Here is a 22,303-nt window from a genome sequence, read left to right on the forward strand (position 1 = left end):
CGCCCCCAACTCGGCGACGGTCGCGGCCGCCATGCGGTCGGCCAGCATCCGGGTCGACGACGGCGCCGACAGGCCCGCGGAGATCACCGCGATACGACGTGCAGAAGTATTCATTTCGTCTCGCTCCGCTCGCTCAATACAGGCATTTCGTCTACGCTCCGCTCGCTCAATACAAGCATTTCGTCTCGCTCCGCTCGCTCAATGACCGGTGGGGGTGCCGAGTCCGAATGCGGCTCCGGCGGGTGCCGGGGTGTCCTGGTAGGGGCCGCCCGCGGTGAGGTTGTCGCCGCGGTTGGCGCCCGGGGTGGGCTGTCGCACCGGGCCGTCGCCGTACTTGGCGGCGACGAGGCTCGCGTGGGTCGGGGCATCCGGCACCTCCGCCGGACGGTTCTTCGCCAGTTCGCGGCGCAGCACCGGGACGACCTCTCCGCCGAGCAGGTCGAGCTGCTCGAGCACGGTCTTCAGCGGCAGGCCGGCGTGGTCCATGAGGAACAGCTGGCGCTGGTAGTCCCCGAACGTGTCGCGCATGGCTGCGTACCGGTCGATGACCTGCTGCGGCGACCCCACGGTGAGGGGGGTCATCTCGCTGAAGTCCTCGAGCGACGGACCGTGGCCGTACACCGGGGCGTTGTCGAAGTAGGGGCGGAACTCGTTCACGGCATCCTGCGAGTTCGGGCGGATGAACGCCTGTCCCCCGAGGCCGACGATCGCCTGCTCGGCCGTTCCGTGCCCGTAATGCGCGAAGCGCTGACGGTAGAGGTGGATGAGGCGCTGGTAGTGCTCCTTCGGCCAGAAGATGTTGTTCGCGAAGAAGCCGTCGCCGTAGAACGCGGCCTGCTCGGCGATCTCGGGCGTGCGGATGGACCCGTGCCACACGAACGGGGGCACGTCGTCGAGCGGACGCGGGGTCGAGGTGAAGCCCTGCAGCGGCGTGCGGAACTTGCCGTCCCAGTCGACGACATCCTCACGCCACAGCTTGTGCAGCAGCGCGTAGTTCTCGACCGCGAGCGGGAGACCCTGGCGGATGTCCTTGCCGAACCACGGGTAGACGGGACCGGTGTTGCCGCGGCCGAGCATGATGTCGGCGCGGCCGCCCGACACGTGCTGCAGCATCGCGAAGTCCTCGGCGATCTTCACCGGGTCGTTCGTGGTGATGAGCGTCGTCGACGTGGAGAGGATCAGGCGCTCGGTCTGCCCGGCGATGTACGCGAGGGTCGTGGAGGGCGACGACGACCAGAACGGCGGGTTGTGGTGCTCGCCGATCGCGAAGACGTCCAGCCCCACCTCTTCGGCGTGCTTGGCGATGGTGAGCGTGTTCTTGATGCGCTCGGCCTCGCTCGGGGTGTGCCCGGTCGTCGGGTCCTGCGTGACGTCGGTCACCGTGAAGATGCCGAACTGCATTCCCGACCAGGTGGTGCTCTCGCTCACGATCGCCTTCCGATTCCCGGATGCCTCCCGGCATCCGATCTATTCAAGTGGATACATATCGTTCAACGCACGCACGCCGAGACTATTCCCACCCTGCTCGATCGACCCGGGGTCAGGCGGCCGGCCTCCTCACGCGAACAGTCCGGAGCCGACGTAGGACCCTTCTCTCGAGCCCGGCGGGACGGCGAAGATCGCCGACCCGACATGCACGATGTACTCGCTCATGAGGTCGGTCGCGAGGGCCCGCTGGATGCCGATGAACTGGTCCGGCCGGCGCTGGTACGACAGGAAGAACAGTCCGGCCGAGAGCTGGCCGAGGTCGTCGTTGCCGTCGACGAAGTTGTAGCCGCGACGGAGGATCCGCACGCCCCGGTGGAAGTCGGGATGCGCGAGCCGCACATGCGAGTGCGGGTCGATCGCGGGGTCGGCGGCGCCGCCCGCCTTGTGGAAGTCCGGCTCGGTGAACTCGCCGCCGCCCGACAGCGGCGCTCCCTCCCCCTTGTTCCGTCCGATCGTGCGCTCCTGCTCCGCAAGGCGCAGGCGGTCCCACACCTCGATGGTCATGCGGATCTTGCGGGCGACGAGGTACGAGCCGCCCGACAGCCAGGCCGGGGCATCCGACTGCGCCACCCAGACGTCCTTCTTCAGCGCCGCGGCGTCGTCGGCGAGGATGTTGGCGGTGCCGTCCTTGAAGCCGAAGAGGTTGCGGGGCGTCGACTGGTCGACGGTGGTCTTCGAGGTGCGCCCGAAGCCCAGCTGCGACCAGCGGATCTGCGCCCGCCCGAAGGCGATGCGGCTGAGGTTGCGGATGGCATGCACCGCCACCTGCGGATCGTCCGCGCACGCCTGGATGCAGAGGTCCCCGTACGACCCCATCGGGTCGAGCTGGTCGCCCAGGAACCGCGGCAGCTCCGCCAGCTCGGCGGGCTTGCGCGCGGCCAGGCCGAATCGCCCGTCGAAGAGCCCCGGCCCGAAGCCGAACGTGATCGTCAGTGCGGATGCCGGCAGTCCGAGCGCCTCGCCGGTGTCGTCCGGCGGGGCCTGCGGCGAACCGTCGACCGCCCCCGAGGCGCTGACCTGCAGGCCCTGCGTCATGCGCGAGGCGGCGTACGACCAGTCCTTCAACAGCGAGATCAGGTCGTCGCGCGTCGTGCCCTCGGCCATGTCGTAGGCGGCGAAATGAAGGTGCTCCTGCACCGGGGTGGTGATGCCGGCCTGGTGCTCGCCGTAGAAGGGGTGCACGGTGCCGCCCGAGGAGGCGTTCGCGGATGCGACGGACGCCCCGATCGCGGCGCCCGCCCCGCCGCCGACGATGAGCCCGCCGGCGCCCGCACCGAGGAGGCCGAGCACGCCGCGGCGGCTGAGCCCGCCGGGTGCCGTGGGCTCGACGTCGTTCACGCGGCCACGGTCGAGGTGAGCTGCGACAGCGGCTCGGCGAGCGAGTTCAGCAGATCGGTGAGCTGACGCTTGTCCTCGACGGTGAGCTTCGTGTACGGGGTGTATCCCTTCGCCGGGTTGCCGTAGGTGGCGAGCCGGGCCTCGAGAGCGGAGTACGCCTTGTCGATGCGCTGGACGAGCGCCTTGCCCGCGGAGCCCTTGGCGGCGGCGAGGTCCTCGACGAGCGAGAACGCCATCTTGGAGCCGTCGACGTTCGCGGCGAAGTCGGACAGATCCGTGTGCGACCACCAGTCCTCTTCACCGGTGATCTTGCTCTTGGCGACCTCGTCGAGAAGGCCGATGGCTCCGTTCGACAGCCCGGCGACGCCGGCCGCCTCCAGGGACGCCGCGAACTTCGCGCTGTGCACGTAGTCGTTGAGCGTCTTCACGTTCGCGACCAGACCGTCGGCGTACTGCCGGCGCTCGGTCGGCGTCGAGGGCTTCCAGCCCTTCCACGCCGGAGTCTGCCCGTCGGAGTTCAGCGCCGACCTGGCCGGCACCCACAGGTCCTTCTCGATGCGGTGGAATCCGGTCCACGGGATGCCCTCGGCCTCGGCGTCGAGCTCGCGGAAGTCGATCTTCGGGTCGAGGTCGCCGAGCGACTCGGCGATCGGCTCGATGCGCTCGTACGGCGCCCGGGTCTTGGCGAACAGGGCGCGCGCCTTCGCATCGTCGCCCGCGACGTAGGCGGCGGCGAAGGCGTCGGCGGCCGGCACGAGCTGCTCGACCTGATTCTTGACGAACGAGGCGTACTGGTCCACGGCGGCCTTCTGCTGCGCGGCATCCGTGCCCGTCACCTGCACCTTGTCGCCGGTCACCTCGAAGGTCGCACGACCGACGCCGTCGCCGACCATCCCCGGCTTGCACACCGTGTAGTAGCTTCCGGGCTGAGCGGTCACGGTGAGGGTGCGGCCGGCACCCGGCGCGATGTTCTCGACCTCGCCGATGATGCGCAGCCCGTCGTTCGCCAGCAGATAGAACTCGCTGACCTGCGAACCCGTGTTCTTGACGGCGAAGTCGATGGTGCCGCTGGTGGCCGACGACCCGGAGACGGTGCACGCCTGGTCGGTCGAGGTGACGCTGAGGGTCTGCGAGCGCCCGGCCGCGTCCGCCTTGGCGACACAGCCCGACAGTGCCACGGCGGCGACGGCGAGCGCGGCGAGCGAGACGGCGGTGCGGGTGCGGGTCATCGGGCTCCTCCGGTGACGTGGGCGGCGACGGGACCGTTGACGGAGGGCGCTGTCGCGCGGGTGGCCGCGGGGCGGCTCCCCGCGGTCTCGGTCGTCGGCATCGGCTTCGGGGAACGGGCGGGACGACGCAGGCCCCGGACGAAGAACGATCCGACGACGCCCGTGAACAGCACCCACGCGATGACCTGCAGCCACGACATCTGGGGCATGAAGCCCACCGTCGCCTGCAGCACCGTCGCCAGAGCGGATCCCGGCGGGATGGCGCCCGTCAGGTCGAAGGCCCACCCGAACGGGAAGCCGGCGATGCCCACGGCGACGCCGCCGTGGGCGACCGGGGCGAGGGAGGTGAACGGTCCGACCAGCACGCCCGCCTCCTGCAGGTCGTGGACGGCATAGGCGAGCACGCCCGCCGCGACGATGACGAGGAAGCCCCCGGTCCACGCGAAGAAGCGGCGCAGGTCGAGCTTGACGGCGCCCTTCGCGATCAGCCAGCCGGCCACAGCCGCGATCCCGTAGCCGAACACGGCCCCGGTGAGCACGAACGGCGAGCTGCCGAACGACTGCGTCATCGACCACAGCAGCAGGGCCGACTCGACGCCTTCGCGGGCGACCGACACGAACCCGATGATCACGAGCGCCCAGAGGCCTCCCGTGGCGAGCGCCTGGTCGATCCCACCCTCGAGCGACTTCTTCATGGTGCGCGCCGAGCGCTGCATCCAGAAGATCATCCAGGTGACCATGCCCACGGTCAGCAGCGACATCGTGCCGCCGAGGATCTCCTGCCCCTGGAACGTCATCGCGTACTCGCCGAAGGTGAGCACCGCGCCGATGCCGAGGGCCAGCACGATCGCCAGCACGACACCCAGCCACAGCCGCGGCAGCACGTCCTTGCGGCCGACGCGCGTGATGTAGGCGACGAGGATGCCGACGACGAGAGCCGCTTCGAGGCCTTCACGCAGGCCGATCAGGAAGGTCGCGAGCACAGACGTACCTCTCTCTGGGGGGATCGGGGACCACTCGGCTCGCCGCCGGAGATCAGGTTAGGCGAACCAAAGTTAGTACGACCTTACCTCGCCTCCCCCGCCGCGCTCAACTCGACCGCGCGCGTGCGACGCCGCGCGACGTGCTCAAGGTGCTCGATCCGCTCGGCGCCCCGCTATCGACGGATTGCGAACTCTTGCTTGAGAAACTCCCAGCTTGGGCCGAATCTGGGCTAGGTTCGTCAGCATCTGCGCGCGGCGCGGACGAACCCAGTTCTCAAGGGAGAGATCGAGCATGACCCACGCACACTCTCGCAAGCGCATGGCAGCCGTCGCCACCACCGTGGCCGTGGCCGTCGCCCTGCAGCTGGCAGCCCTCGGCCCGGCGTCGGCGGCTCCGCCGACCGGCGACGGAGGCGGGACGAGCGGCCCACCGGTCGCCAAGAGCAGCACCGGCAGCTACATCGTCCTCATGCAGGCGGATCCGCTGCTGAAGTCGATCGCCAAGCAGGACCTCACCGGCGCCAAGGCCACGTCCCAGCGCGCGGCGATGAAGAGGGCGCACAGCAAGGTGCTGCAGGGTGCCGGGGTGCCGGCATCCCGTCAGACGACCGACTTCACCAACGCCCTGAACGGGTTCGCGGTGACGGTCGACCAGCGCGCCGCCGCGAAGCTGGCGAAGCAGCCGGGCGTCGCAGCGGTCATCCCCGACGAGATGCGCTACCCGCAGGCCGTCGCGGATCAGGTGCAGGCCGCCAAGGAAGCCCCCGCGGCCGTCGCGAACGCGCTCAACGGCTTCCTCGGACTCACCGCGAAGAAGGGCGCGTACGCGAACGGCATCGACGGGCGGGGCACGATCGTCGGCGTCATCGACACCGGCATCTGGCCTGAGCAGCCGATGTTCCGGAACGACCCGACGCTGCCCGCACCCAAGGCGCTGGAACCAGTCGACGGCACGACGTGCGCGTTCGGCAACACGTCCTGGAACGCGGACGACACGCCGTTCACCTGCAACCGCAAGATCATCGGTGCGCGCGAGTTCCTGAACACGTACAAGGCGAACACCGGCCTCACGAAGGACGAGTTCGACTCGGCGCGTGACAACGAGGGCCACGGCACCCACACCGCCTCGACGGCGGCGGGCGACGCGAACGTGCAGTCGGTGGTGTTCGGCGTCGACAAGGACATCGTCTCGGGCATCGCGCCGAAGGCGCAGATCATCGCGTACAAGGCGCTCGGCGACGCCGGCGGGTACAGCTCCGACCTGTCGCAGGCGATCGATCAGGCGGTGGCCGACGGTGTCGACGTCATCAACTACTCGATCGGCGGCGGCGCACGCGTCGTCAGCTCCGACACGCTCTCGTTCCTGTTCGCCGCAGATGCGGGCATCTTCGCCGCCGTCTCGGCCGGCAACGACGGGCCGGGCGCGAAGACCGTCGGCGGCCCGGCGAACGTGCCGTGGGTGACCGCCGTCGGGGCGACCACGATGCCGCGCAACTACGCGGGTTCGATCCACCTCGGCAACGGCACCGTCTACCACGGCACGTCGATCACGAAGGGCACGGGCACGGCGCCCATCGTGGATGCCGCCCGGGCTGGCCTGCCCGGCAAGGCCGACCCCGGCCTGTGCCTGGAGGGATCGCTCGACACGGCGAAGGTCGCGGGCGCCATCGTGCTCTGCCAGCGCGGGCAGAACGGCCGCGTCGCCAAGAGCTCCGAGGTCGAGCGCGCGGGCGGCGTGGGGATGGTGCTGTTCAACGCCGTCGACGTCGACACCATGTTCTCGGACGACTTCTCCGTGCCGACGGTCATGATCGACAGGACGCCCGGCGAGGCCATCCGCTCGTGGGTGAACTCGACAGCGCACCCCACCGCACAGCTCGTCAACGACGGCATCGACACGCTGCCGATGTACAGCCCGACGATGACGTACTTCTCCAGCCGCGGCGAGACCGTGCCGAACGGCGACATCATCAAGCCGGACATCAGCGCGCCGGGCGCGCAGATCATGGCCGGCAACACGCCGAAGCCGTCCGACCCCAGCGTGCCTGCGGGCGAGCTGTGGCAGGCGATCGCCGGCACCTCGATGTCGAGCCCGGTCGTGGCGGGAACCTACGCACTGCTGAAGCAGGCGCATCCGGACTGGTCCGCCGCGACGGCGAAGTCGGCCCTGATGACCCAGGCGTACACCGGCGTGCGGGACAACGACCGCGTCTCGCCCGCCACGCCGTTCGCGACGGGCTCCGGATTCGCCCGTCTCGGCGAACCGGCCGCGAAGGGCTCGGCCTTCCAGCCCGGCCTGGTGTACGACGCCGGCATCAACGACTACCTCGGGTTCCTCTGCGAGGACGGACGCACCGCCTTCGGCGACGCGGCGAAGACCTGCGCGGCCCTGGCCGCCGCCGGCTACCCGACCACGTCGGCAGACCTGAACTACCCGTCCATCGGCATCAAGGCGGTCCCGGGCACGGCCACGGTCACCCGCACCGTCACGAACGTGTCGGCCAAGAAGATCTCGGCGGATGCCGTCATCCAGGCGCCCGCGGGCTACTCGGTGCAGGTCTCCCCCGCCTCCCTGCAGGTCGCGCCGGGCGAATCCGCGTCGTTCACGGTGACCGTGCGCAACACGGGCGCGGCTGTGGGCGAGTGGAAGTTCGGCTCGCTCACCTGGAAGGGGTCCGGGTACTCGGTGCGCAGCCCCATCGCGGTCAAGGGCGTCGCGATCCACGCACCGGCCTCGATCACGGGTTCCGGCACGAGCGGCACGGCCACGGCCGGCGTCACGGTGGGCGTGAGCGGCGCCTTCACCGCGAGTGCGCACGGCCTCGTGGGCACGACGCACAACGTCGCCACCGTCGCCCAGGATCCCGACCAGACCTTCCCGAGCGGTGACGACGGGCAGGGCGGGGTGACGAAGATCTCGTTCACGCTGTCCGGTGTCGACCACGCGCGCTGGAAGCTGCAGCTGCCGGATCCGTACGACCTCGACGTCTACCTGGTCACCGGCGGCAAGGTGGTCGCGCAGTCGACCAACGGCGGCACCGATGAGCAGATCGACCTCGACCACCCCGCGGACGGCGTCTACACGATGTACGTCCACGGCTGGGCGGTGGGCGCGACACCGGTCGAGTTCGACCTGAAGTCGTGGCTCATCCCGTCGACCACCGGCGGCAGCCTCTCGGTGACGTCGGGCGGATCGGCGAGCGTCACGCCCGGCACCACGGTGCCGGTCGAGGTGGGCTGGTCGGGGCTGACGGCCGGTGACGACTACCTCGGCACCATCGGGCTGGGAGTCGACGGGAAGCAGCTGGCGACCACGGTCGTGGAGGTCGCGGGCTGACGCCGGCATCCCCGCCGCTGAACGACGAAGGCCGCCCCACACCGTGGGGCGGCCTTCGCGGTCCTGCTGTCAGGACCCAAGAATGTTCTGCGCGATTGTACGCTGGCTGCGTTATCGGCGGAGTCCGAGGCGCTCGATCAGCGACCGGTAACGGTTGATGTCGATGTCCTGGAGGTAGCCGAGCAGACGACGGCGCTGACCGACGAGCAGGAACAGGCCACGACGCGAGTGGTGGTCGTGCTTGTGCTCCTTGAGGTGCTCGGTGAGGTCCTTGATGCGCTGCGTCAGCATCGCGACCTGCACCTCGGGGGATCCGGTGTCACCGGGGTGCGTCGCGTACTCTTCGATGATCGCCTTCTTGACGTCTGCATCCAGTGCCATAGGTGATCCCCTTCCTCTTTGCTGCGCGGTGCCCGACGGCTGATCCGTAGGCTCTCTTTATCCGCGGCCGATCCAACGGCAACCTGAAGAGTCTACAGGATGCCGCGGCCTGCTGCGGAACCTGAGGCATCCCCGCTGCGCGATACCCTCGAAGGATGCTTGTCACGGTGCGCGTCAAACCGGGAAGCCGGAAAGGACCGCTCGTGGAGCAGACCGACGACGGGCTCGTCGTGCACGTCGCCCAGCGCGCGGCCGAGGGGGCTGCGAACGAGGGCGTCGCGAAGGCCCTCGGCGCCCACTTCGGCGTGCCGCCGAGCCGCGTGCGGATCGTGCGCGGGCACACCTCGCGCGTCAAGCGCGTCGAGGTCGACGAGTGATGGCCCGGCTGCGTCGCGACCACCTCATCGATCTGCGCCCGCTGACCAGCTCCCCCGCGTTCGCGCGCATGTGGGCGGGGTCGACGCTGTCCGGCCTCGGCGGACAGCTCACGATCGTCGCGGTCATGCTGCAGGTGTACGCGATCACGCACGACTCGTTCGCAGTGTCCATGGTCGCCGTCGCGGGACTCGTCCCCATGATCGTGGCCGGCCTGTACGGCGGCATGCTGGCCGACGCCTTCGACCGCCGCACCGTGGCGTTGCTGGCGGCATCCGTCACGTTCGTCTCCACGGCCCTCCTCGCCGTGCTCACGTGGTCGCACGTCGAGTCGGTGTGGTGGCTGTACGCCCTCAGCGTGGTGAACTCGGCGGCGAATTCGATCGTGATGGCGACCCGCTCGGCGATCGTGCCGCGGCTGATCTCCCGCGAGCTGCTGCCCGCGGCATCCGCACTGCAGGGCATCTCGTTCGGCCTCATGGTGATGGCGGGGCCGGCCCTCGCGGGCGTGCTCGTGGCACTGTCGGGGTACGCGTGGACCTACACGATCGACGTCATCCTGATGTCGTCTCTGTTCCTGGGGCTGTGGACCCTGCCGAGCATCAAGCCGGAGGGCGAGCTGGTGCGGCCCGGCCTGAAATCGCTGGCCGACGGCTGGGAGTTCCTGCGGCGGGCGTCCAACATCCGCCTGCAGTACATCCTCGACATCACCGCCATGACGTTCGGGCAGCCGCTGGCCCTGTTCCCGGCGATCGGCGCCGTGCTGCTGGGCGGCGGCCCGGTCACGACCGGCGCCCTCACCGCGGCGTACGCGGTCGGCGCCTTCGCGTCGAGCCTCTTCTCCGGGCGGATCGGCAGTGTGCGGCACCACGGCCTCGGCATCGAGCGGGCCATCCAGGCGTACGGCATCGCCATGCTGGCGTTCGGTCTGGTGCTCGGCGCGGCCGCCCTCGGCTGGTTCGCTCCGCACGACGTCGGCCTGCACTCGGCGAACATCGTGCTGATCGTCGTGTCGCTCGTCGTGATCGCCGTCGCCGGCGCGTGCGACAACATCAGCGCCATCTACCGGTCCACCATGATGCAGGCGGCCGTTCCCGACGCCATCCGCGGGCGGCTGCAGGGCATCTTCATCGTCGTGGTCGCAGGCGGCCCGCGTATCGGCGCCCTCTACGTCGGGACCCTGGCGGCGATCACGTCGCTGTGGTTCCCGCCGCTGCTGGGCGGCATCCTGATCGTCGTGATCGTCAGCACGCTGGTGAAGCTGAACCCGCGCTTCCGCGCCTACGACGCGGAGCATCCGGAGCCCTGACCGGACCCCGGATGCCGCGGCCGTCAGCGGCTGCCGGCCGGCTGGCGGATCGCCACGTTGATGCGGTTCCAGACGTTGATGAGGCCGATCTCGAACAGCAGGGCTGCGATCTCCTTGCGGTCGAACTGCGCGGTGACCTCGTCCCACAGCTCGTCCGGCACCGCGTCCGGGGTGTCGGCCAGGCGGGTGACCGCCTCGGTGAGGGCGAGCGCCGCACGCTCGCGCGCGGTGAAGTGCGGAGCATCCCGCCATGCCGCGACGGCGAAGATGCGCTCGTCGCTCGACCCGTCCTCCCGCATCTGGTTGGAGTGCTCCACGGAGCACCAGCTGCAGCCGTTGATCTGGCTCGCGCGCAGCGTGACCAGGTGCATGATCGCGTCGGGCAGTCCGACGGATCCGGCGGCCTTGTGCACCGCGTTCAGCGCGTCGAACCCGCCCTGCAGCAGGAAGGCGGGATGCGGCATCCGGGCGGGGTTGGTGACGACCTCGTCGGCGGCCAGGGTGGCGGTGGTGTCGCTCATGTCAGACTCTTCTCGTCGTCGGTGTCACACCGCCCGTTCTCGAGCGGTCATACAGAGGTGAACCGCCACCCGGAGGGAATGTGACATGACCGACGAAGAATTCCTCGCCGCCCGCTTCGAGGAGCACCGTGCGAGACTGCACCGGATCGCCTACCGCATGCTCGGATCGGACGCCGATGCCGACGACGTGGTGCAGGACGTCTGGCTTCGCGTGAGTGCGGCCGGCGCCGACGACGTCGACAACTTCGGCGGCTGGCTGACCACGATCGCCTCGCGCGTGTGCCTGAACCTGCTGCGCGCACGCGTCACGCACGCGCAGACGTCGCTCGACGACGTCCCGGTCGAGCCGGTGATCGAGCTCGAGCGGGCGGGCGCCGATCCGGCCGCGGAGGCGCAGCTGGCCGATGCGGTCGGTGCGGCGCTCATGCTCGTGCTCGACCGGCTGTCCCCGGCGGAGCGGGTCGCGTTCGTGCTGCACGACTCGTTCGACGTGCCGTTCGATCAGATCGCCGAGCTGCTGGACCGCTCCCCCGACGCCACCCGGCAGCTGGCCAGCCGGGCCCGTCGGCGCGTGCGCTCGGCCGACACCGCCGATGCCGCCCCCTCGGCATCCCGCCGTCCGATCGTCGACGCCTTCTTCGCCGCCGCCCGCGACGGCGACTTCGACAGGCTCGTGGGGCTCCTCTCGCCCGACATCGAGCTGCGCATCGACGCGGGGATGTCCGCGACCTCGGTGGTGCGCGGCGCAGAGGCGGTCGCGAGCAGGGCACTCATGTTCGCGAACCCCGGCGCCGTGCTGCGGCCGGTGCTCGTGGACGGCCTGCCGGGGGTCGTGGTCGAGGTCGACGGGCGCGCCATGTCGGTCATGGCGTTCGAGGTGGACGGCGACCGGGTCGTCGCGATCGAGGCGTACGCGGGGCCCCGGCGCGTCGCGAAGCTCACGCTGCCCGCCTGAGGCCCATCGCCGATTCAGTCCGATCGCGCCGATTCAGCAAGGTTCGCGCGCGATCGGACTGAATCGACGCGATCTTGCGGAAACGGCGGATGCCCCGGCTCCTCAGATCGAGGGGCCGGGGCATCCAGCGGGTCAGCGGCGGATCACTCCGCGGCGCGCGAGCCCTGAAGGTCGAGCTCGATGGTGACGTCCTTGCCGACGAGCACGCCGCCGGTCTCGAGCGCGGCGTTCCAGGTGAGGCCGAAGTCCTCGCGGTTGATGACCGTCTTGGCGGTCGCGCCGGCCTTGTAGTTGCCGTACGGGTCGGTGCCGAAGCCGCCGAACTCGAAGTCGAAGGTGACGGGCTTCGTGATGCCGCGGATCGTCAGGTCGCCGTCGACGAGGAACTCGCCGCCCTCGTAGCGCACGCCGGTGGAGCGGAAGTCCATGGTCGGGTGCTCGTCGGCGTCGAAGAAGTCCGCCGAACGCAGGTGGCCGTCGCGGTTCGCGTCGCTCGTGTTGATGGAGGTGACATCGACGGACGCCTCGACGCGGGCCTCGAGCGGGTTCTCCGGCACGACGAACGTGGCGCTCTTCACACCGAAGGTGCCGCGCACCTTCGAGATCATCATGTGGCGGACGCTGAACTGGACCTCGCTGTGGGCGGGGTCGAGGTTGTAGGTGCCCGGCTTGTATCCGGCGATCTCGGGGAGTGCGTTGGCGGTCATGAGATTCCTTCGTTCGTGGGAGCCGCGTCGTGCGGCGTCGGATGATGGAACCGGTGCATGCACCGATCCATTCCCACGCATGTATCCCGGGCGTGTCGCGCACAGCAGAAGACCCCGCGATCCCAGGGGATGCGCGGGGTCTCCGGGCGTTCGCGTCAGGCGACGGCGAGCAGGTCGATGATGAAGATGAGGGTCTTGCCGCCGAGGAAGTGGCCGCCGGCGGGACCGTAGGCCAGGTGCGGCGGGATGACGAGCTCGCGGCGGCCGCCGACCTTCATCGACGGGATGCCGTCCTGCCAGCCCTGGATGAGGCCGCGCAGCGGGAACTGGATGCTCTCGCCCCGGCCCCACGACGAGTCGAACTCCTCGCCCGACTCGTACTCGACGCCCACGTAGTGGACGGTCACGGTGTCGCCCGGCTTGGCCTCGGCCCCGTCGCCGACGACGATGTCGCGGATCACGAGCTCGGTGGGAGCCGGGCCCTCGGGTGCGTCGATCTCGGGCTTGGTGCGGTTGTCAGTCATGACATCCATCCAACCGGACGCATGCGACGCGGTCAAAGGCGTGACACGCCCCGCGCGGGTTGACGGAAGTCCGATCCTTTGACAACCTAGGAGTCAGAACTCAGCGCTCGGGAGTCACGTAGGCATCGCCACGGCACCGGGCGCTGAGTCATGTCTCCCCCGCAGATCGGCGCCGCCGATCCAGCCCCGCGCCGCAGCCGACGCCGGACTCCAAGCCGCGAAAGGTAGCCCCGAACAAATGCGCTTCGCCCACGTGATCCTGCCCGAAGGCTCCGGCCCCGCCAGCGGTGAGCCGGTGCTCGCCGTCGTGCAGGGTGACGAGGCCTTCCCTGTGCCCGACCTGCTGCCCGGCGGCCCGCGGCACCTCGAGCAGCTGATCGCCGGCGGCGACGAGCTGCTCGCGCAGGTGCGGGACGCGGCCGCCGAGGCCGCTGCCGGGACGGGGCATCCGCTCTCTCTCGTCGAATACGCATCGGCGTCGCTGAACCCCCCGATCGTGCTCGCGGTCGGCCTCAACTACGCGGCGCACTCGGGCGAGCTGGGGCTCAAGACCGACAGCACGCCGACCGTGTTCGTGCTCTGGCCGAACTCGCTGTCGGGGCACCAGCAGACGACGTCGTGGCCGCGCGACCTCACCCAGTTCGTGGACTACGAGGCCGAGCTCGGGGTCATCATCGGCACCGCGGCGAAGGACGTCTCGGCCGACGACGCCCTGGACCACGTGTGGGGCTACACGGTCGTCAACGACATCACCGCCCGCGACATCCAGTACTCCGAGGCCCAGTGGTCGCGCTGCAAGTCGTTCGACGGCTTCACCCCGTCGGGCCCGTTCGTGGTGACCGCCGACGAGATCCCCGACCCGCAGGACCTGCACATCTGGGCGATCGTGGACGGCAAGACGGTGCAGGATGCCTCGACCGGTCAGATGATCCGCAGCGTCGCCACCCTCATCTCGCACCTCTCGACCTCGGTGACGCTGCAGCCGGGCACCCTCATCTCCACCGGCTCCCCCGGCGGCGCCGGGTACTCGCGCGACCCGCAGATCCCGCTGCGCGACCGCTCGACCGTCACCGTCGGCGTCGACGGGATCGGCGAGCTCACCACCCACTGCCGCATCCTGGACTGACCCGCAGACACGGAAGGGGCGGTGCGATCGTGAGATCGCACCGCCCCTTCGTCGTGTTGCGGGATCAGCCGGGGCAGGTGACCGTGCCGGTGGCTCCGCCGTTGGTGTACGTGTGCACACCCGGGCCGAGCTGACTGCAGACCTCGTTGAAAGCCGAGACGCTGATCGAGATCACCACGATCAGGACGATCACGCCGATCACGATGAGCACGGCGCTGATGATGATCGCAGCGAGTGCGAAGCCGTTCTTCGCGCCGGCCTTCCGGCTCTGCACCATCGCGACGATGCCGAGGATCAGCCCGACGACGTTGATGCCGCCGAAGAACGACATGACGAACGCCACGATGCCGAGCGTCCGGCCGGGGACCGTGGCCGGTGCGGCTGTCGGAGCGACGCTGTACGGCGGTGCCGCGGCGTAGGCGGGCGGAGGCGGCGGAGCGCTCGGTGCCTGCGCGTAGGCGGGAGGCTCCGGAGCCGGCGGCGGCGTCGGAGACGCCTGCTCGGACGGCAACGGGAACTGGGGTGCGGGCGGCGGGGTGCCGTCGCCCTCGGGCGTGGAGCCCGGAGTCTGCGGATCGCTCATGTTTCCCCCTAGAGATGCGATGGGCAGGGACGCGTCGAGCTTATCGAAGGTCCCTGCCCAGGGCGGGAAGCGGGGATGGGGATTATGCCCCGACGCCGTCCACGACGACGTTCTCGGCGGCCTGCTTAACCACCGGGATGGTGGCGGTGATGGCCTCGAGGCCCGACAGCCGCGCCGGCGCCAGCTGCTTGGTGACCTCTTCGCGCGACATCAGGCCCGCCTCGACGACGAGGTCGGCGACGTTGCGGTGGGTCAGCAGCGCGGTCTTGGCGAGGGCCGCGGAGGCCGCGTAGCCGATGAACGGGGTGAGCGCGGTGATGACGCCGACGGACTGGCCGACCATGGCGCCCAGGCGCTCGCGGTTGGCGGTGATTCCCTCGACGCAGTTGACGCGCAGCGTCCACATTGCCTGGCGCATCCAGGTGATCGACTGGAAGATCGAGTGGGCGATGACCGGCTCGAAGGCGTTCAGCTGCAGCTGACCCGCCTCCGCGGCCATCGTGACGGTGAGGTCGGCGCCCGCCACGGCGAACGCGACCTGGTTGACGACCTCGGGGATGACCGGGTTCACCTTGCCGGGCATGATCGAGGATCCGGCCTGCTTCGCGGGCAGGTTGATCTCGCCGAGGCCGGCCTGCGGGCCCGACGACAGCAGCCGGAGGTCGTTGCAGATCTTCGACAGCTTCATCGCGTTGCGCTTCAGCGACGACGAGAACGACATGAACGAACCGGTGTCGCTGGTCGCCTCGACGAGGTCATCGGCGGTGTTCAGCGGCATCCCGGTGATCTCGCGCAGGTGCCGGAGCACCGCGGGCGCGTACCCGGGGTGGGTGGTGATGCCGGTGCCGATGGCGGTGGCGCCCATGTTGATCTCGAAGAGCAGGGAGGCGTTCTCGGTGAGTCGCTGGTGGTCGAAGCCGAGGGTCGAGGCGAAGCCGTGGAACTCCTGGCCGAGCGTCATGGGGACGGCATCCTGCAGCTGGGTGCGGCCGACCTTGAGCACGTCGTGGAACTCGCGCGCCTTGCCGAGGAAGGCGCCGCGCAGCAGGTCGAGCTCGTCGAGGAGGCTGCGCAGCGTGAGCGAGAGGCCCACCTTGATCGCCGTCGGGTAGACGTCGTTCGTGGACTGGCTGCGGTTCGTGTCGTCGATCGGCGACAGATAGGCGTAGTCGCCCTTCTCGCGGCCGGCGAGCTCGAGCGCGATGTTGGTGATGACCTCGTTCGCGTTCATGTTGGTGGAGGTGCCCGCGCCGCCCTGGATCACGCCCGAGACGAACTCGTCGTGGAATTGCCCGTCGATCACGAGCTGGGCGGCGCGGTCGATGAGGTCGGCCTTCTGGGCCGACAGCACGCCGATCTCCTTGTTCGCGCGAGCAGACGCCTGCTTGACCATGGCCAGGCCGATGATCATGTCGGGGTACACCGAGATCGGCCGCTTCGCGATCGGGAAGTTCTCCAGTGCGCGGGCGGTGTGGATGCCCCAGTAGGCATCTGCGGGGATCTCCAGGGATCCCAGCGAATCGGTCTCGGTACGCGTCGTTGCAGTCGCCATTACTGTGCTTCCTCGTGGGTTTCACGCTCTGAGGGGGATGCAGACGAGCCTACGTGGCCCGCCCGGGGGGATTGATGTACACGACGTACAGGAAGGATGCCTCTACCGGCCATAGTGTCGGAGTCTTGTGCGTTCTGTCACCGCGGCCGTTTGCGCGAGAACGCCTCGAGGCGCTGCTGGGGAGTGAGGGCCGCCATCCGCGCGAGCCAGGCGTCGTCGAAGACCTCGGCGGTCTCCGCGGAGACGACCGGCACCACGGCGTGGGTGATCGTGTCGTCGTACACGTGCACGAGGTGGAACGACTGACCGGCATCCATCCCGTTCACCCGGCTGGGCGGGCGCTGCAGGTTCATCGAATAGCAGGTGGCGGACGCGACGCTCACCGGCACGCCGGCGAAGAGGCCGCTCGTCGAGTAGTGCAGGTGGCCGGCCAGGATGCCGCGCACGTCGCTGCCGGCGATCGCGTCGGCGAGGTCGGGCTGATGCTGCAGCTCCAGGATGTCGAAGAACGGGATGTGACTGGGCAGCGGCGGGTGGTGCATCGCCAGCAGGGTTCCGTGCGGGGCCGGTTCGGCCAGGATGCCGCGCAGCCAGTCGAGCTGGGCGCCGTCGAGGTCGCCGTGGTGCCAGCCGGGCACGCTCGTGTCGAGCGTGATGAGGCGGAGCCCGGCAAGGTCCCGCACACCCGTCACCGGCTCCTGCGTCGGCGCGGAGTCGAGCAGGTCGCGACGCAGCTCGGGGCGCTCGTCGTGGTTGCCCGCGACCCAGAGGATCGGGGCGCCGAGCCGTTCGGCGACGGGTTCGACCGCGTCGCGGAGCGCCCGGTACGCGTCGGGCTCGCCGAGATCGGTGAGGTCGCCGGTGAAGACGAGGGCGTCCGGCTGCACCCCCAGACGCTCCACCGCCTCGAGCGTGGCCCGCAGGTTGGCGGCGGTGTCGAACCAGCCCCCGAGCCGTGCATCGCCCGCGAGGAGGTGCGTGTCGCTCAGGTGGACGATGACGTGGCTCGCGGGCTCGTGCGCGCCGAACTGCGGACCGGGGACGGAAGCCATGCCTTCAGCCTATGGGGAGGGTCGGACAGCGCCCGAGCGGTCAGCCGTGCGACAGCGACGACCACACGATGATGGCCAGGCCGCACACCACGGCCACGCCGCACAGCACGAACGAGGCGTACGCGCCGATCAGGGCGACGCGCTTCTGCCCCTCCGTGAGCGGATTCTTCTTGGCGGCCTTCGCCGCGGCCTTGGCCGCTTTCGCCGCAGCCTTCGGCGAGATCACGGTGATCGCATCGGTGAACTCCGCCGGGGCGACGACCGGCGGTCGCCCTGCCACGACGAGCAGACGCAGTCCGATCGCGTACAGGCCGACGAGCAGGACGGCGGCGATGAGCGCGGCCACGAACACCTCGAGGAACGCGTACCAGTCGACGGAAACGGTCATGAGCGGTCGCCGTCCTTCGCATTGCTGCCGACCCGCGGGGCATCCTGGGCGCCGGTCGCCGGGGCCGGGTGCTCGGGAGCGGGGGTCTTCGCGGTCTTCGTCGAGGCCCCGGCGGACTTCTTCTTCGCCTCTGCGGCCTTCTTCGCCGCCTCGGCCGCCTTCTTAGCCGCCTCCGCCGCCTTCTTGGCGGCCTTCTCCTCCCGCTCCTTGGCGCGCTGGCGACGCGTGGGCGGCGGGTTGCGCTTCACCTTGACCGCGCGGCCGGACTCGGCGACCTCGCTCATGGCGTTCGAGGCGGTGACGGCATCCTTGTTGGACCGGATGAACATCGCGACGATCAGCACCACCGCGATGACGGTGTCGAGCACGATGCCCCATGTGCCGAGGAAGTGCACGATCACGGCGGCGACCGCCCCCACGGCGCCCGCGGCGGGGAGGGTGAGCACCCAGCCGACGGTGATGCGGCCGACGGTCCCCCAGCGCACCTTGGAGCCGCGGCGGCCGAGGCCCGAGCCGATCACCGATCCCGATGCGACCTGCGTGGTGGACAGCGCGAAGCCGACCGCGCTGGAGGCGAGGATGGTGGCCGCGGTCGAGGTCTCGGCCGCGAAGCCCTGTGCCGGCTTGACGTCGGTGAGGCCCCTGCCGAGCGTGCGGATGATTCGCCATCCGCCCATGTAGGTGCCGAGGGCGATCGTGAGGGCGCAGGCGAAGATCACCCAGATGTGGGGGCTCGTCTGGTCGGGGCTCTGCCAGCCGGCCATGATGAGCGCGAGCGTGATGACGCCCATGGTCTTCTGCGCGTCGTTGGTGCCGTGCGCGAGCGCGACCAGCGACGACGTGAAGATCTGGCCGAACCGGAAGCCGTCGCGGCCGTCGGGCTTGCTGTCGACGCGGCGGGTCAACCCGTACGCGAGCCGGGTCGCGAGGAACGCGATGACACCGGCCGTGAGCGGCGAGATGACCGCAGGCAGGATGACCTTGCTCAGCACCACCCCGAAGTCGATGGCCATGAAGCCGACGCCCACGAGCGTGGCGCCGATGAGGCCGCCGAACAGGGCGTGCGACGAGCTCGACGGCAAGCCGAACAGCCACGTGAGCATGTTCCAGGTGATGGCGCCGATGAGCCCGGCGAAGATCACCGGCAGGAACTCGGCGGGAGTGATCTGGCCTTCGCGGATGATCCCGTGCGAGATGGTCTTGGACACCTCGGTCGACAGGAAGGCGCCGACGAGGTTGAGTCCGGCCGCGAGCATGACGGCGACCTTGGGCTTGAGGGCGCCGGTCGCGATGGGCGTGGCCATCGCATTCGCGGTGTCATGGAAGCCGTTCGTGAAGTCGAAGAACAGCGACAGAGCGATGACCAGGATGACGATCAGGGCTGCGGATTCCACCGTTCGCTTTCGGGGTGAAGAGAGTGAGGGACATGCCGGCAATCGGCGTCGCGAACGAAGAGTTCACCTGGGGTCTATGCCTCGGCAACCGGGGCCCTGCAAAATCCTCGCACACTGCATCCCCATCGCGTAACCCGCAGGCGACTGTGGAGCGAGGTCTCAGGGTGTCCTAGCGTGGGAAGGGTGACCGAACAGGCTGAGGCTCTCCCCGCTCCCCCCGTCGCCGCCCGCCGGGTCGTGCAGCGCACCCATCACGGCGACACGTTCGACGACCCCTACGAGTGGCTGCGCGACAAGGACGACGCCGACGTGATCGCGCATCTCGAGGCCGAGAACGCGTACACCGCGGCGCGCACCGCGCACCTGGAATCCCTGCGCGGGCGCATCTACGACGAGATCAAGGGCCGCACGCAGGAGACCGATCTGTCGGTGCCGGTGCGGATGGGCTCGTGGTGGTACTACGGCCGCACGATCGAGGGCAAGCAGTACGGCATCCACTGCCGCGCGCCGCTGGCATCCCCCGACGACTGGACCCCGCCGCAGCTGTCCCCCGACGTGCCGGTGCCCGGCGAGCAGGTGCTGCTCGACGGCAATGTCGAGGCGCAGGGCCACGAGTTCTTCTCGCTCGGCACGTTCGAGGTGTCCAAGGACGGCACCCGGCTGCTGTACGGCGTCGACGTCGAGGGCGACGAGCGGTACACGCTGCGGGTGCGCGACATCGCCACCGGCGACGAGCTTCCGGACGTCATCGAGGGCACGTTCGCCGGGGCGTCCTTCTCGCCCGACGGCCGGTTCGTGGTCTACTCCACGGTCGACGAGGCGTGGCGGCCCGACACCGTGTGGCTGCACGAGCTCGGCACGCCGGTGGGCGACGACGCGACGCTCTTCCACGAGCCGGACGACCGGTTCTGGCTGGGCGCGGACTTCACCCGCAGCGACCGGTACCTGGTGATCGCCGCCGGCTCGTCGATCACCAGCGAGGAGTGGCTCGTGGATGCCGACGACCTGCGACAGCCGCCGCGGCTCGTGTGGCCGCGGGTCGAGGGCGTGGAGTACGGCAGCGAGCACGCGGTCATCGACGGCCAGGACGTGCTGTTCGTGCTGCACAACGGCCCGGCCGCCGGCGGCGAGCAGGCGCTGGACTTCGAGCTGGTGCGGGTGGCGGCATCCGATCCCGCCGGCCCCCGCGACGTCGTGATCGCCCACGAGGCGGGGCGCCGGCTGCTCGGGGTGTCGACGTTCCGGGACTGGGGCGTGGTCGGCTACCGCCGCGACGGGCTCACCCGGCTCGGGCTGCTGGATTACGCGTCCGCCGCCGTGGACGAGCTGACGTTCGACGAGCCGCTGTACGACGTCGGCACCGCCGGCAACCCGGAATGGGCGCCGCCGATGCTGCGCCTCGCCTACGGGTCGTTCGTCACGCCCGGCACCGTGTACGACTACGTGCTCGCGTCCGGTGAGCTGCTGCTGCGCAAGCAGCAGCCCGTGCTCGGCGGCTACTCCCCCGCCGACTACACCCAGGAGCGGGTGTGGGCGACGGCCGAGGACGGCACCCGGGTGCCGATCTCACTCGTGTACAAGTCCTCGTTCGGGCCCGTCGGCGCCGCGCCGCGACCGGTGCACCTGTACGGGTACGGGTCGTACGAGCACTCGATCGACCCCGGGTTCTCGGTCGCGCGGCTCTCCGAACTCGACCGCGGCGTCGTCTTCGCGGTCGCCCACGTGCGCGGCGGCGGCGAGATGGGCCGCGCTTGGTACGAAAACGGCAAGACGCTCAGCAAGCGCAACACCTTCACCGACTTCGTCGCGTGCGCCCAGCATCTCGTCGACACCGGCGTGACGACCCCGGACCGCATGGTCGCGGAGGGCGGATCCGCCGGCGGCCTGCTGATGGGCGCGGTGGCCAACCTCGCGCCGCAGCTGTTCGGCGGCATCCTCGCCGTCGTCCCGTTCGTGGATGCGCTCACCAGCATCCTCGACCCCTCGCTGCCGCTCACCGTGATCGAGTGGGACGAGTGGGGAGACCCGCTGCACGACGCCGACGTCTACGCGTACATGAAGTCCTACACGCCGTACGAGAACGTGCGGGATGCCGCCTACCCGCCGATCCTCGCGGTCACGTCGCTGAACGACACCCGCGTGCTGTACGTCGAGCCGGCCAAGTGGGTCGCGCGCCTGCGGGAGGTCGGCGTGGACGCGCTGCTCAAGTGCGAGATGTCGGCCGGGCACGGCGGGGTCAGCGGCCGGTACAACGCGTGGCGGGAGCGTGCGTTCGAGCTCGCGTGGCTGCTGGACCGGCTGGGCGTCGCGGACGTGTGACGCGGCCGTGCCGCGGTGGCGGCGTGCGTCGGTGAGATCCGGCGGGTCGCCGAGATCAGGCGGAATCGGACGGAATCCGCCTGAATCGACCGACTTGCCTGATCTCGCCGACGCCGAGCCGGGGTGAGTTATCCCCAACCGGGCGGCGGAGGTGGCGGCGACGCGGCCCGCCGAACAAGCTGGGCGGATGACCCGCATCGACGACCTCGTCGCCTGGCTCGCCGAACGCTCCGGCATCGCCCGAAACGCGCACGCCCTCGACGCCGGGTTCTCGGAACGCGTCGTCCGTGCCGCCCTCGCCGCCGGACGGATCGATCGGATCCGCCGTTCGTGGATCGCGACCGCGTCGTGCGACCCGCGCCGGAAGGCCGCGGCATCCGTCGGCGGACGCGTCTCCTGCGTGACGGCGGCGGCCATGCACGGACTCTGGGCGCCCGAACACGGGGTCCACCTCGCCGTCGATCACGGCGCATCCCGATTCGAGGCCGCCGGCGCGACCGTGCACTGGGCCCGCGGACCTGTTCCGGTGGCGAAGCACGCCCTGGTCGACGGACCGGTCAACGTCCTGTTCCACGTCGCCCGCTGCATGCCCCGGGCGGACGCGATGGCGATCTGGGAGTCGGCGCTGCGCACGCACGCCGTCGACGCCGCTGTCCTGCAGAGGGTGAGGTGGCGTTCGTCCGCCGCGGACGAGCTCGCACAGATCGCGGGCGAGCTGTCGGACTCGGGTCTCGAGTCGCGC

19 protein-coding genes and 2 pseudogenes are annotated in these 22,303 nt (G+C 70.0%); 7 read left to right on the forward strand and 14 right to left on the reverse strand.

The annotated features are described in order from the left end of the window. The 5 genes and pseudogenes from VJR25_RS04125 to efeU form a co-directional block, all read right to left on the reverse strand. Positions 1-114 (reverse strand): annotated as a pseudogene (locus VJR25_RS04125) (NADPH-dependent FMN reductase); the annotation flags it as partial. 84 nt (positions 115-198) lie between these two features. Further along, positions 199-1,401: an LLM class flavin-dependent oxidoreductase gene (locus tag VJR25_RS04130; RefSeq protein WP_324112850.1), complete on the reverse strand. Its 1,203-nt coding sequence runs from the start codon at positions 1,399-1,401 to the stop codon at positions 199-201. A gap of 156 nt (positions 1,402-1,557) precedes the next feature. Then, on the reverse strand, positions 1,558-2,826 hold the full coding sequence (gene efeB / locus VJR25_RS04135; RefSeq protein WP_324112813.1) for an iron uptake transporter deferrochelatase/peroxidase subunit: 1,269 nt from the start codon (positions 2,824-2,826) through the stop codon (positions 1,558-1,560). After that, positions 2,823-4,055, reverse strand: coding sequence for an iron uptake system protein EfeO (gene efeO, locus VJR25_RS04140; RefSeq protein ID WP_324112815.1), 1,233 nt, complete (start codon positions 4,053-4,055; stop codon positions 2,823-2,825). Before efeO ends, efeB begins: the two co-directional genes overlap by 4 nt. Further along, positions 4,052-5,038: an iron uptake transporter permease EfeU gene (gene efeU, locus VJR25_RS04145; protein ID WP_324112817.1), complete on the reverse strand. Its 987-nt coding sequence runs from the start codon at positions 5,036-5,038 to the stop codon at positions 4,052-4,054. The genes efeO and efeU overlap by 4 nt, the downstream gene beginning before the upstream one ends. Positions 5,039-5,330: 292 nt before the next feature. Between efeU and VJR25_RS04150 the strand changes: the two genes are divergently transcribed. Further along, positions 5,331-8,375 carry a S8 family serine peptidase gene (locus VJR25_RS04150; RefSeq protein ID WP_324112819.1) on the forward strand — a complete coding sequence of 1,015 codons (3,045 nt, stop codon included), beginning with the start codon at positions 5,331-5,333 and terminating at the stop codon, positions 8,373-8,375. 111 nt (positions 8,376-8,486) lie between these two features. Here VJR25_RS04150 and rpsO read toward each other — a convergent pair whose 3' ends face one another. Further along, positions 8,487-8,756: a 30S ribosomal protein S15 gene (gene rpsO, locus VJR25_RS04155; RefSeq protein ID WP_039401864.1), complete on the reverse strand. Its 270-nt coding sequence runs from the start codon at positions 8,754-8,756 to the stop codon at positions 8,487-8,489. Positions 8,757-8,911: 155 nt separating this feature from the next. Between rpsO and VJR25_RS04160 the strand changes: the two genes are divergently transcribed. Together VJR25_RS04160 and VJR25_RS04165 are read left to right on the forward strand one after the other, a co-directional pair. Next, positions 8,912-9,133, forward strand: a complete 222-nt coding sequence (locus VJR25_RS04160; RefSeq protein ID WP_324112822.1) for a DUF167 domain-containing protein — start codon at positions 8,912-8,914, stop codon at positions 9,131-9,133. Beyond that, positions 9,133-10,440, forward strand: a complete 1,308-nt coding sequence (locus tag VJR25_RS04165) for an MFS transporter (RefSeq protein ID WP_324112823.1) — start codon at positions 9,133-9,135, stop codon at positions 10,438-10,440. Before VJR25_RS04160 ends, VJR25_RS04165 begins: the two co-directional genes overlap by 1 nt. Positions 10,441-10,463: 23 nt before the next feature. On the opposite strand, the gene VJR25_RS04170 is transcribed toward VJR25_RS04165, so the two are convergent. After that, on the reverse strand, positions 10,464-10,961 hold the full coding sequence (locus tag VJR25_RS04170; RefSeq protein ID WP_324112826.1) for a carboxymuconolactone decarboxylase family protein: 498 nt from the start codon (positions 10,959-10,961) through the stop codon (positions 10,464-10,466). Between the two features lie 85 nt (positions 10,962-11,046). On the opposite strand from VJR25_RS04170, the gene VJR25_RS04175 reads away from it, so the two are divergent. Further along, positions 11,047-11,916 carry a sigma-70 family RNA polymerase sigma factor gene (locus tag VJR25_RS04175; protein WP_324112829.1) on the forward strand — a complete coding sequence of 290 codons (870 nt, stop codon included), beginning with the start codon at positions 11,047-11,049 and terminating at the stop codon, positions 11,914-11,916. 143 nt (positions 11,917-12,059) lie between these two features. Here VJR25_RS04175 and VJR25_RS04180 read toward each other — a convergent pair whose 3' ends face one another. Continuing rightward, positions 12,060-12,623 (reverse strand): YceI family protein, encoded by a 564-nt coding sequence (locus tag VJR25_RS04180; RefSeq protein ID WP_324112832.1) that lies wholly within the window; start codon positions 12,621-12,623, stop codon positions 12,060-12,062. 155 nt (positions 12,624-12,778) lie between these two features. Then, positions 12,779-13,147 (reverse strand): FKBP-type peptidyl-prolyl cis-trans isomerase, encoded by a 369-nt coding sequence (locus VJR25_RS04185; protein ID WP_324112833.1) that lies wholly within the window; start codon positions 13,145-13,147, stop codon positions 12,779-12,781. Between the two features lie 238 nt (positions 13,148-13,385). On the opposite strand from VJR25_RS04185, the gene VJR25_RS04190 reads away from it, so the two are divergent. Then, a complete protein-coding gene (locus tag VJR25_RS04190; RefSeq protein ID WP_324112835.1) occupies positions 13,386-14,273 on the forward strand; it encodes a fumarylacetoacetate hydrolase family protein in 888 nt (295 codons plus the stop codon). A 64-nt stretch (positions 14,274-14,337) separates the two neighbouring features. Here VJR25_RS04190 and VJR25_RS04195 read toward each other — a convergent pair whose 3' ends face one another. The 5 genes from VJR25_RS04195 to VJR25_RS04215 form a co-directional block, all read right to left on the reverse strand. Continuing rightward, positions 14,338-14,856: a DUF4190 domain-containing protein gene (locus VJR25_RS04195; protein ID WP_324112838.1), complete on the reverse strand. Its 519-nt coding sequence runs from the start codon at positions 14,854-14,856 to the stop codon at positions 14,338-14,340. Positions 14,857-14,938: 82 nt separating this feature from the next. Continuing rightward, on the reverse strand, positions 14,939-16,408 hold the full coding sequence (locus VJR25_RS04200) for an aspartate ammonia-lyase (RefSeq protein WP_324112840.1): 1,470 nt from the start codon (positions 16,406-16,408) through the stop codon (positions 14,939-14,941). Positions 16,409-16,545: 137 nt separating this feature from the next. Further along, positions 16,546-17,460: a phosphodiesterase gene (locus tag VJR25_RS04205; protein WP_324112842.1), complete on the reverse strand. Its 915-nt coding sequence runs from the start codon at positions 17,458-17,460 to the stop codon at positions 16,546-16,548. Positions 17,461-17,500: 40 nt separating this feature from the next. After that, positions 17,501-17,848 carry a peptidase gene (locus VJR25_RS04210; protein WP_324112844.1) on the reverse strand — a complete coding sequence of 116 codons (348 nt, stop codon included), beginning with the start codon at positions 17,846-17,848 and terminating at the stop codon, positions 17,501-17,503. After that, positions 17,845-19,242, reverse strand: coding sequence for an anion permease (locus VJR25_RS04215; RefSeq protein WP_324112846.1), 1,398 nt, complete (start codon positions 19,240-19,242; stop codon positions 17,845-17,847). Before VJR25_RS04215 ends, VJR25_RS04210 begins: the two co-directional genes overlap by 4 nt. Positions 19,243-19,425: 183 nt before the next feature. Here VJR25_RS04215 and VJR25_RS04220 point away from each other — a divergent pair, with 183 nt between their 5' ends. Both VJR25_RS04220 and VJR25_RS04225 read left to right on the forward strand, forming a co-directional pair. Next, the gene (locus VJR25_RS04220; RefSeq protein WP_324112848.1) at positions 19,426-21,561 is read left to right on the forward strand and encodes a S9 family peptidase; all 2,136 of its coding nucleotides are present in this window, start codon (positions 19,426-19,428) and stop codon (positions 21,559-21,561) included. Between the two features lie 187 nt (positions 21,562-21,748). Further along, a pseudogene (locus VJR25_RS04225) lies at positions 21,749-22,303 on the forward strand (DNA/RNA helicase); the annotation flags it as partial.

The organism is Microbacterium sp. (assembly GCF_035277845.1).
GTDB lineage: Bacteria > Actinomycetota > Actinomycetes > Actinomycetales > Microbacteriaceae > Microbacterium.

Excerpts from the sequence above, each read along its gene's own strand:
- VJR25_RS04175 (WP_324112829.1), top strand. The coding sequence starts at position 11,047 with ATGACCGACGAAGAATTCCTCGCCGCCCGCTTCGAGGAGCACCGTGCG.
- efeO (WP_324112815.1), bottom strand. The coding sequence starts at position 4,055 with ATGACCCGCACCCGCACCGCCGTCTCGCTCGCCGCGCTCGCCGTCGCC.
- VJR25_RS04160 (WP_324112822.1), top strand. The coding sequence starts at position 8,912 with ATGCTTGTCACGGTGCGCGTCAAACCGGGAAGCCGGAAAGGACCGCTC.
- VJR25_RS04150 (WP_324112819.1), top strand. The coding sequence starts at position 5,331 with ATGACCCACGCACACTCTCGCAAGCGCATGGCAGCCGTCGCCACCACC.
- VJR25_RS04130 (WP_324112850.1), bottom strand. The coding sequence starts at position 1,401 with ATGCAGTTCGGCATCTTCACGGTGACCGACGTCACGCAGGACCCGACG.
- VJR25_RS04185 (WP_324112833.1), bottom strand. The coding sequence starts at position 13,147 with ATGACTGACAACCGCACCAAGCCCGAGATCGACGCACCCGAGGGCCCG.
- VJR25_RS04210 (WP_324112844.1), bottom strand. The coding sequence starts at position 17,848 with ATGACCGTTTCCGTCGACTGGTACGCGTTCCTCGAGGTGTTCGTGGCC.
- rpsO (WP_039401864.1), bottom strand. The coding sequence starts at position 8,756 with ATGGCACTGGATGCAGACGTCAAGAAGGCGATCATCGAAGAGTACGCG.
- VJR25_RS04200 (WP_324112840.1), bottom strand. The coding sequence starts at position 16,408 with ATGGCGACTGCAACGACGCGTACCGAGACCGATTCGCTGGGATCCCTG.
- VJR25_RS04170 (WP_324112826.1), bottom strand. The coding sequence starts at position 10,961 with ATGAGCGACACCACCGCCACCCTGGCCGCCGACGAGGTCGTCACCAAC.
- VJR25_RS04190 (WP_324112835.1), top strand. The coding sequence starts at position 13,386 with ATGCGCTTCGCCCACGTGATCCTGCCCGAAGGCTCCGGCCCCGCCAGC.
- VJR25_RS04165 (WP_324112823.1), top strand. The coding sequence starts at position 9,133 with ATGGCCCGGCTGCGTCGCGACCACCTCATCGATCTGCGCCCGCTGACC.
- VJR25_RS04195 (WP_324112838.1), bottom strand. The coding sequence starts at position 14,856 with ATGAGCGATCCGCAGACTCCGGGCTCCACGCCCGAGGGCGACGGCACC.
- VJR25_RS04180 (WP_324112832.1), bottom strand. The coding sequence starts at position 12,623 with ATGACCGCCAACGCACTCCCCGAGATCGCCGGATACAAGCCGGGCACC.
- VJR25_RS04205 (WP_324112842.1), bottom strand. The coding sequence starts at position 17,460 with ATGGCTTCCGTCCCCGGTCCGCAGTTCGGCGCGCACGAGCCCGCGAGC.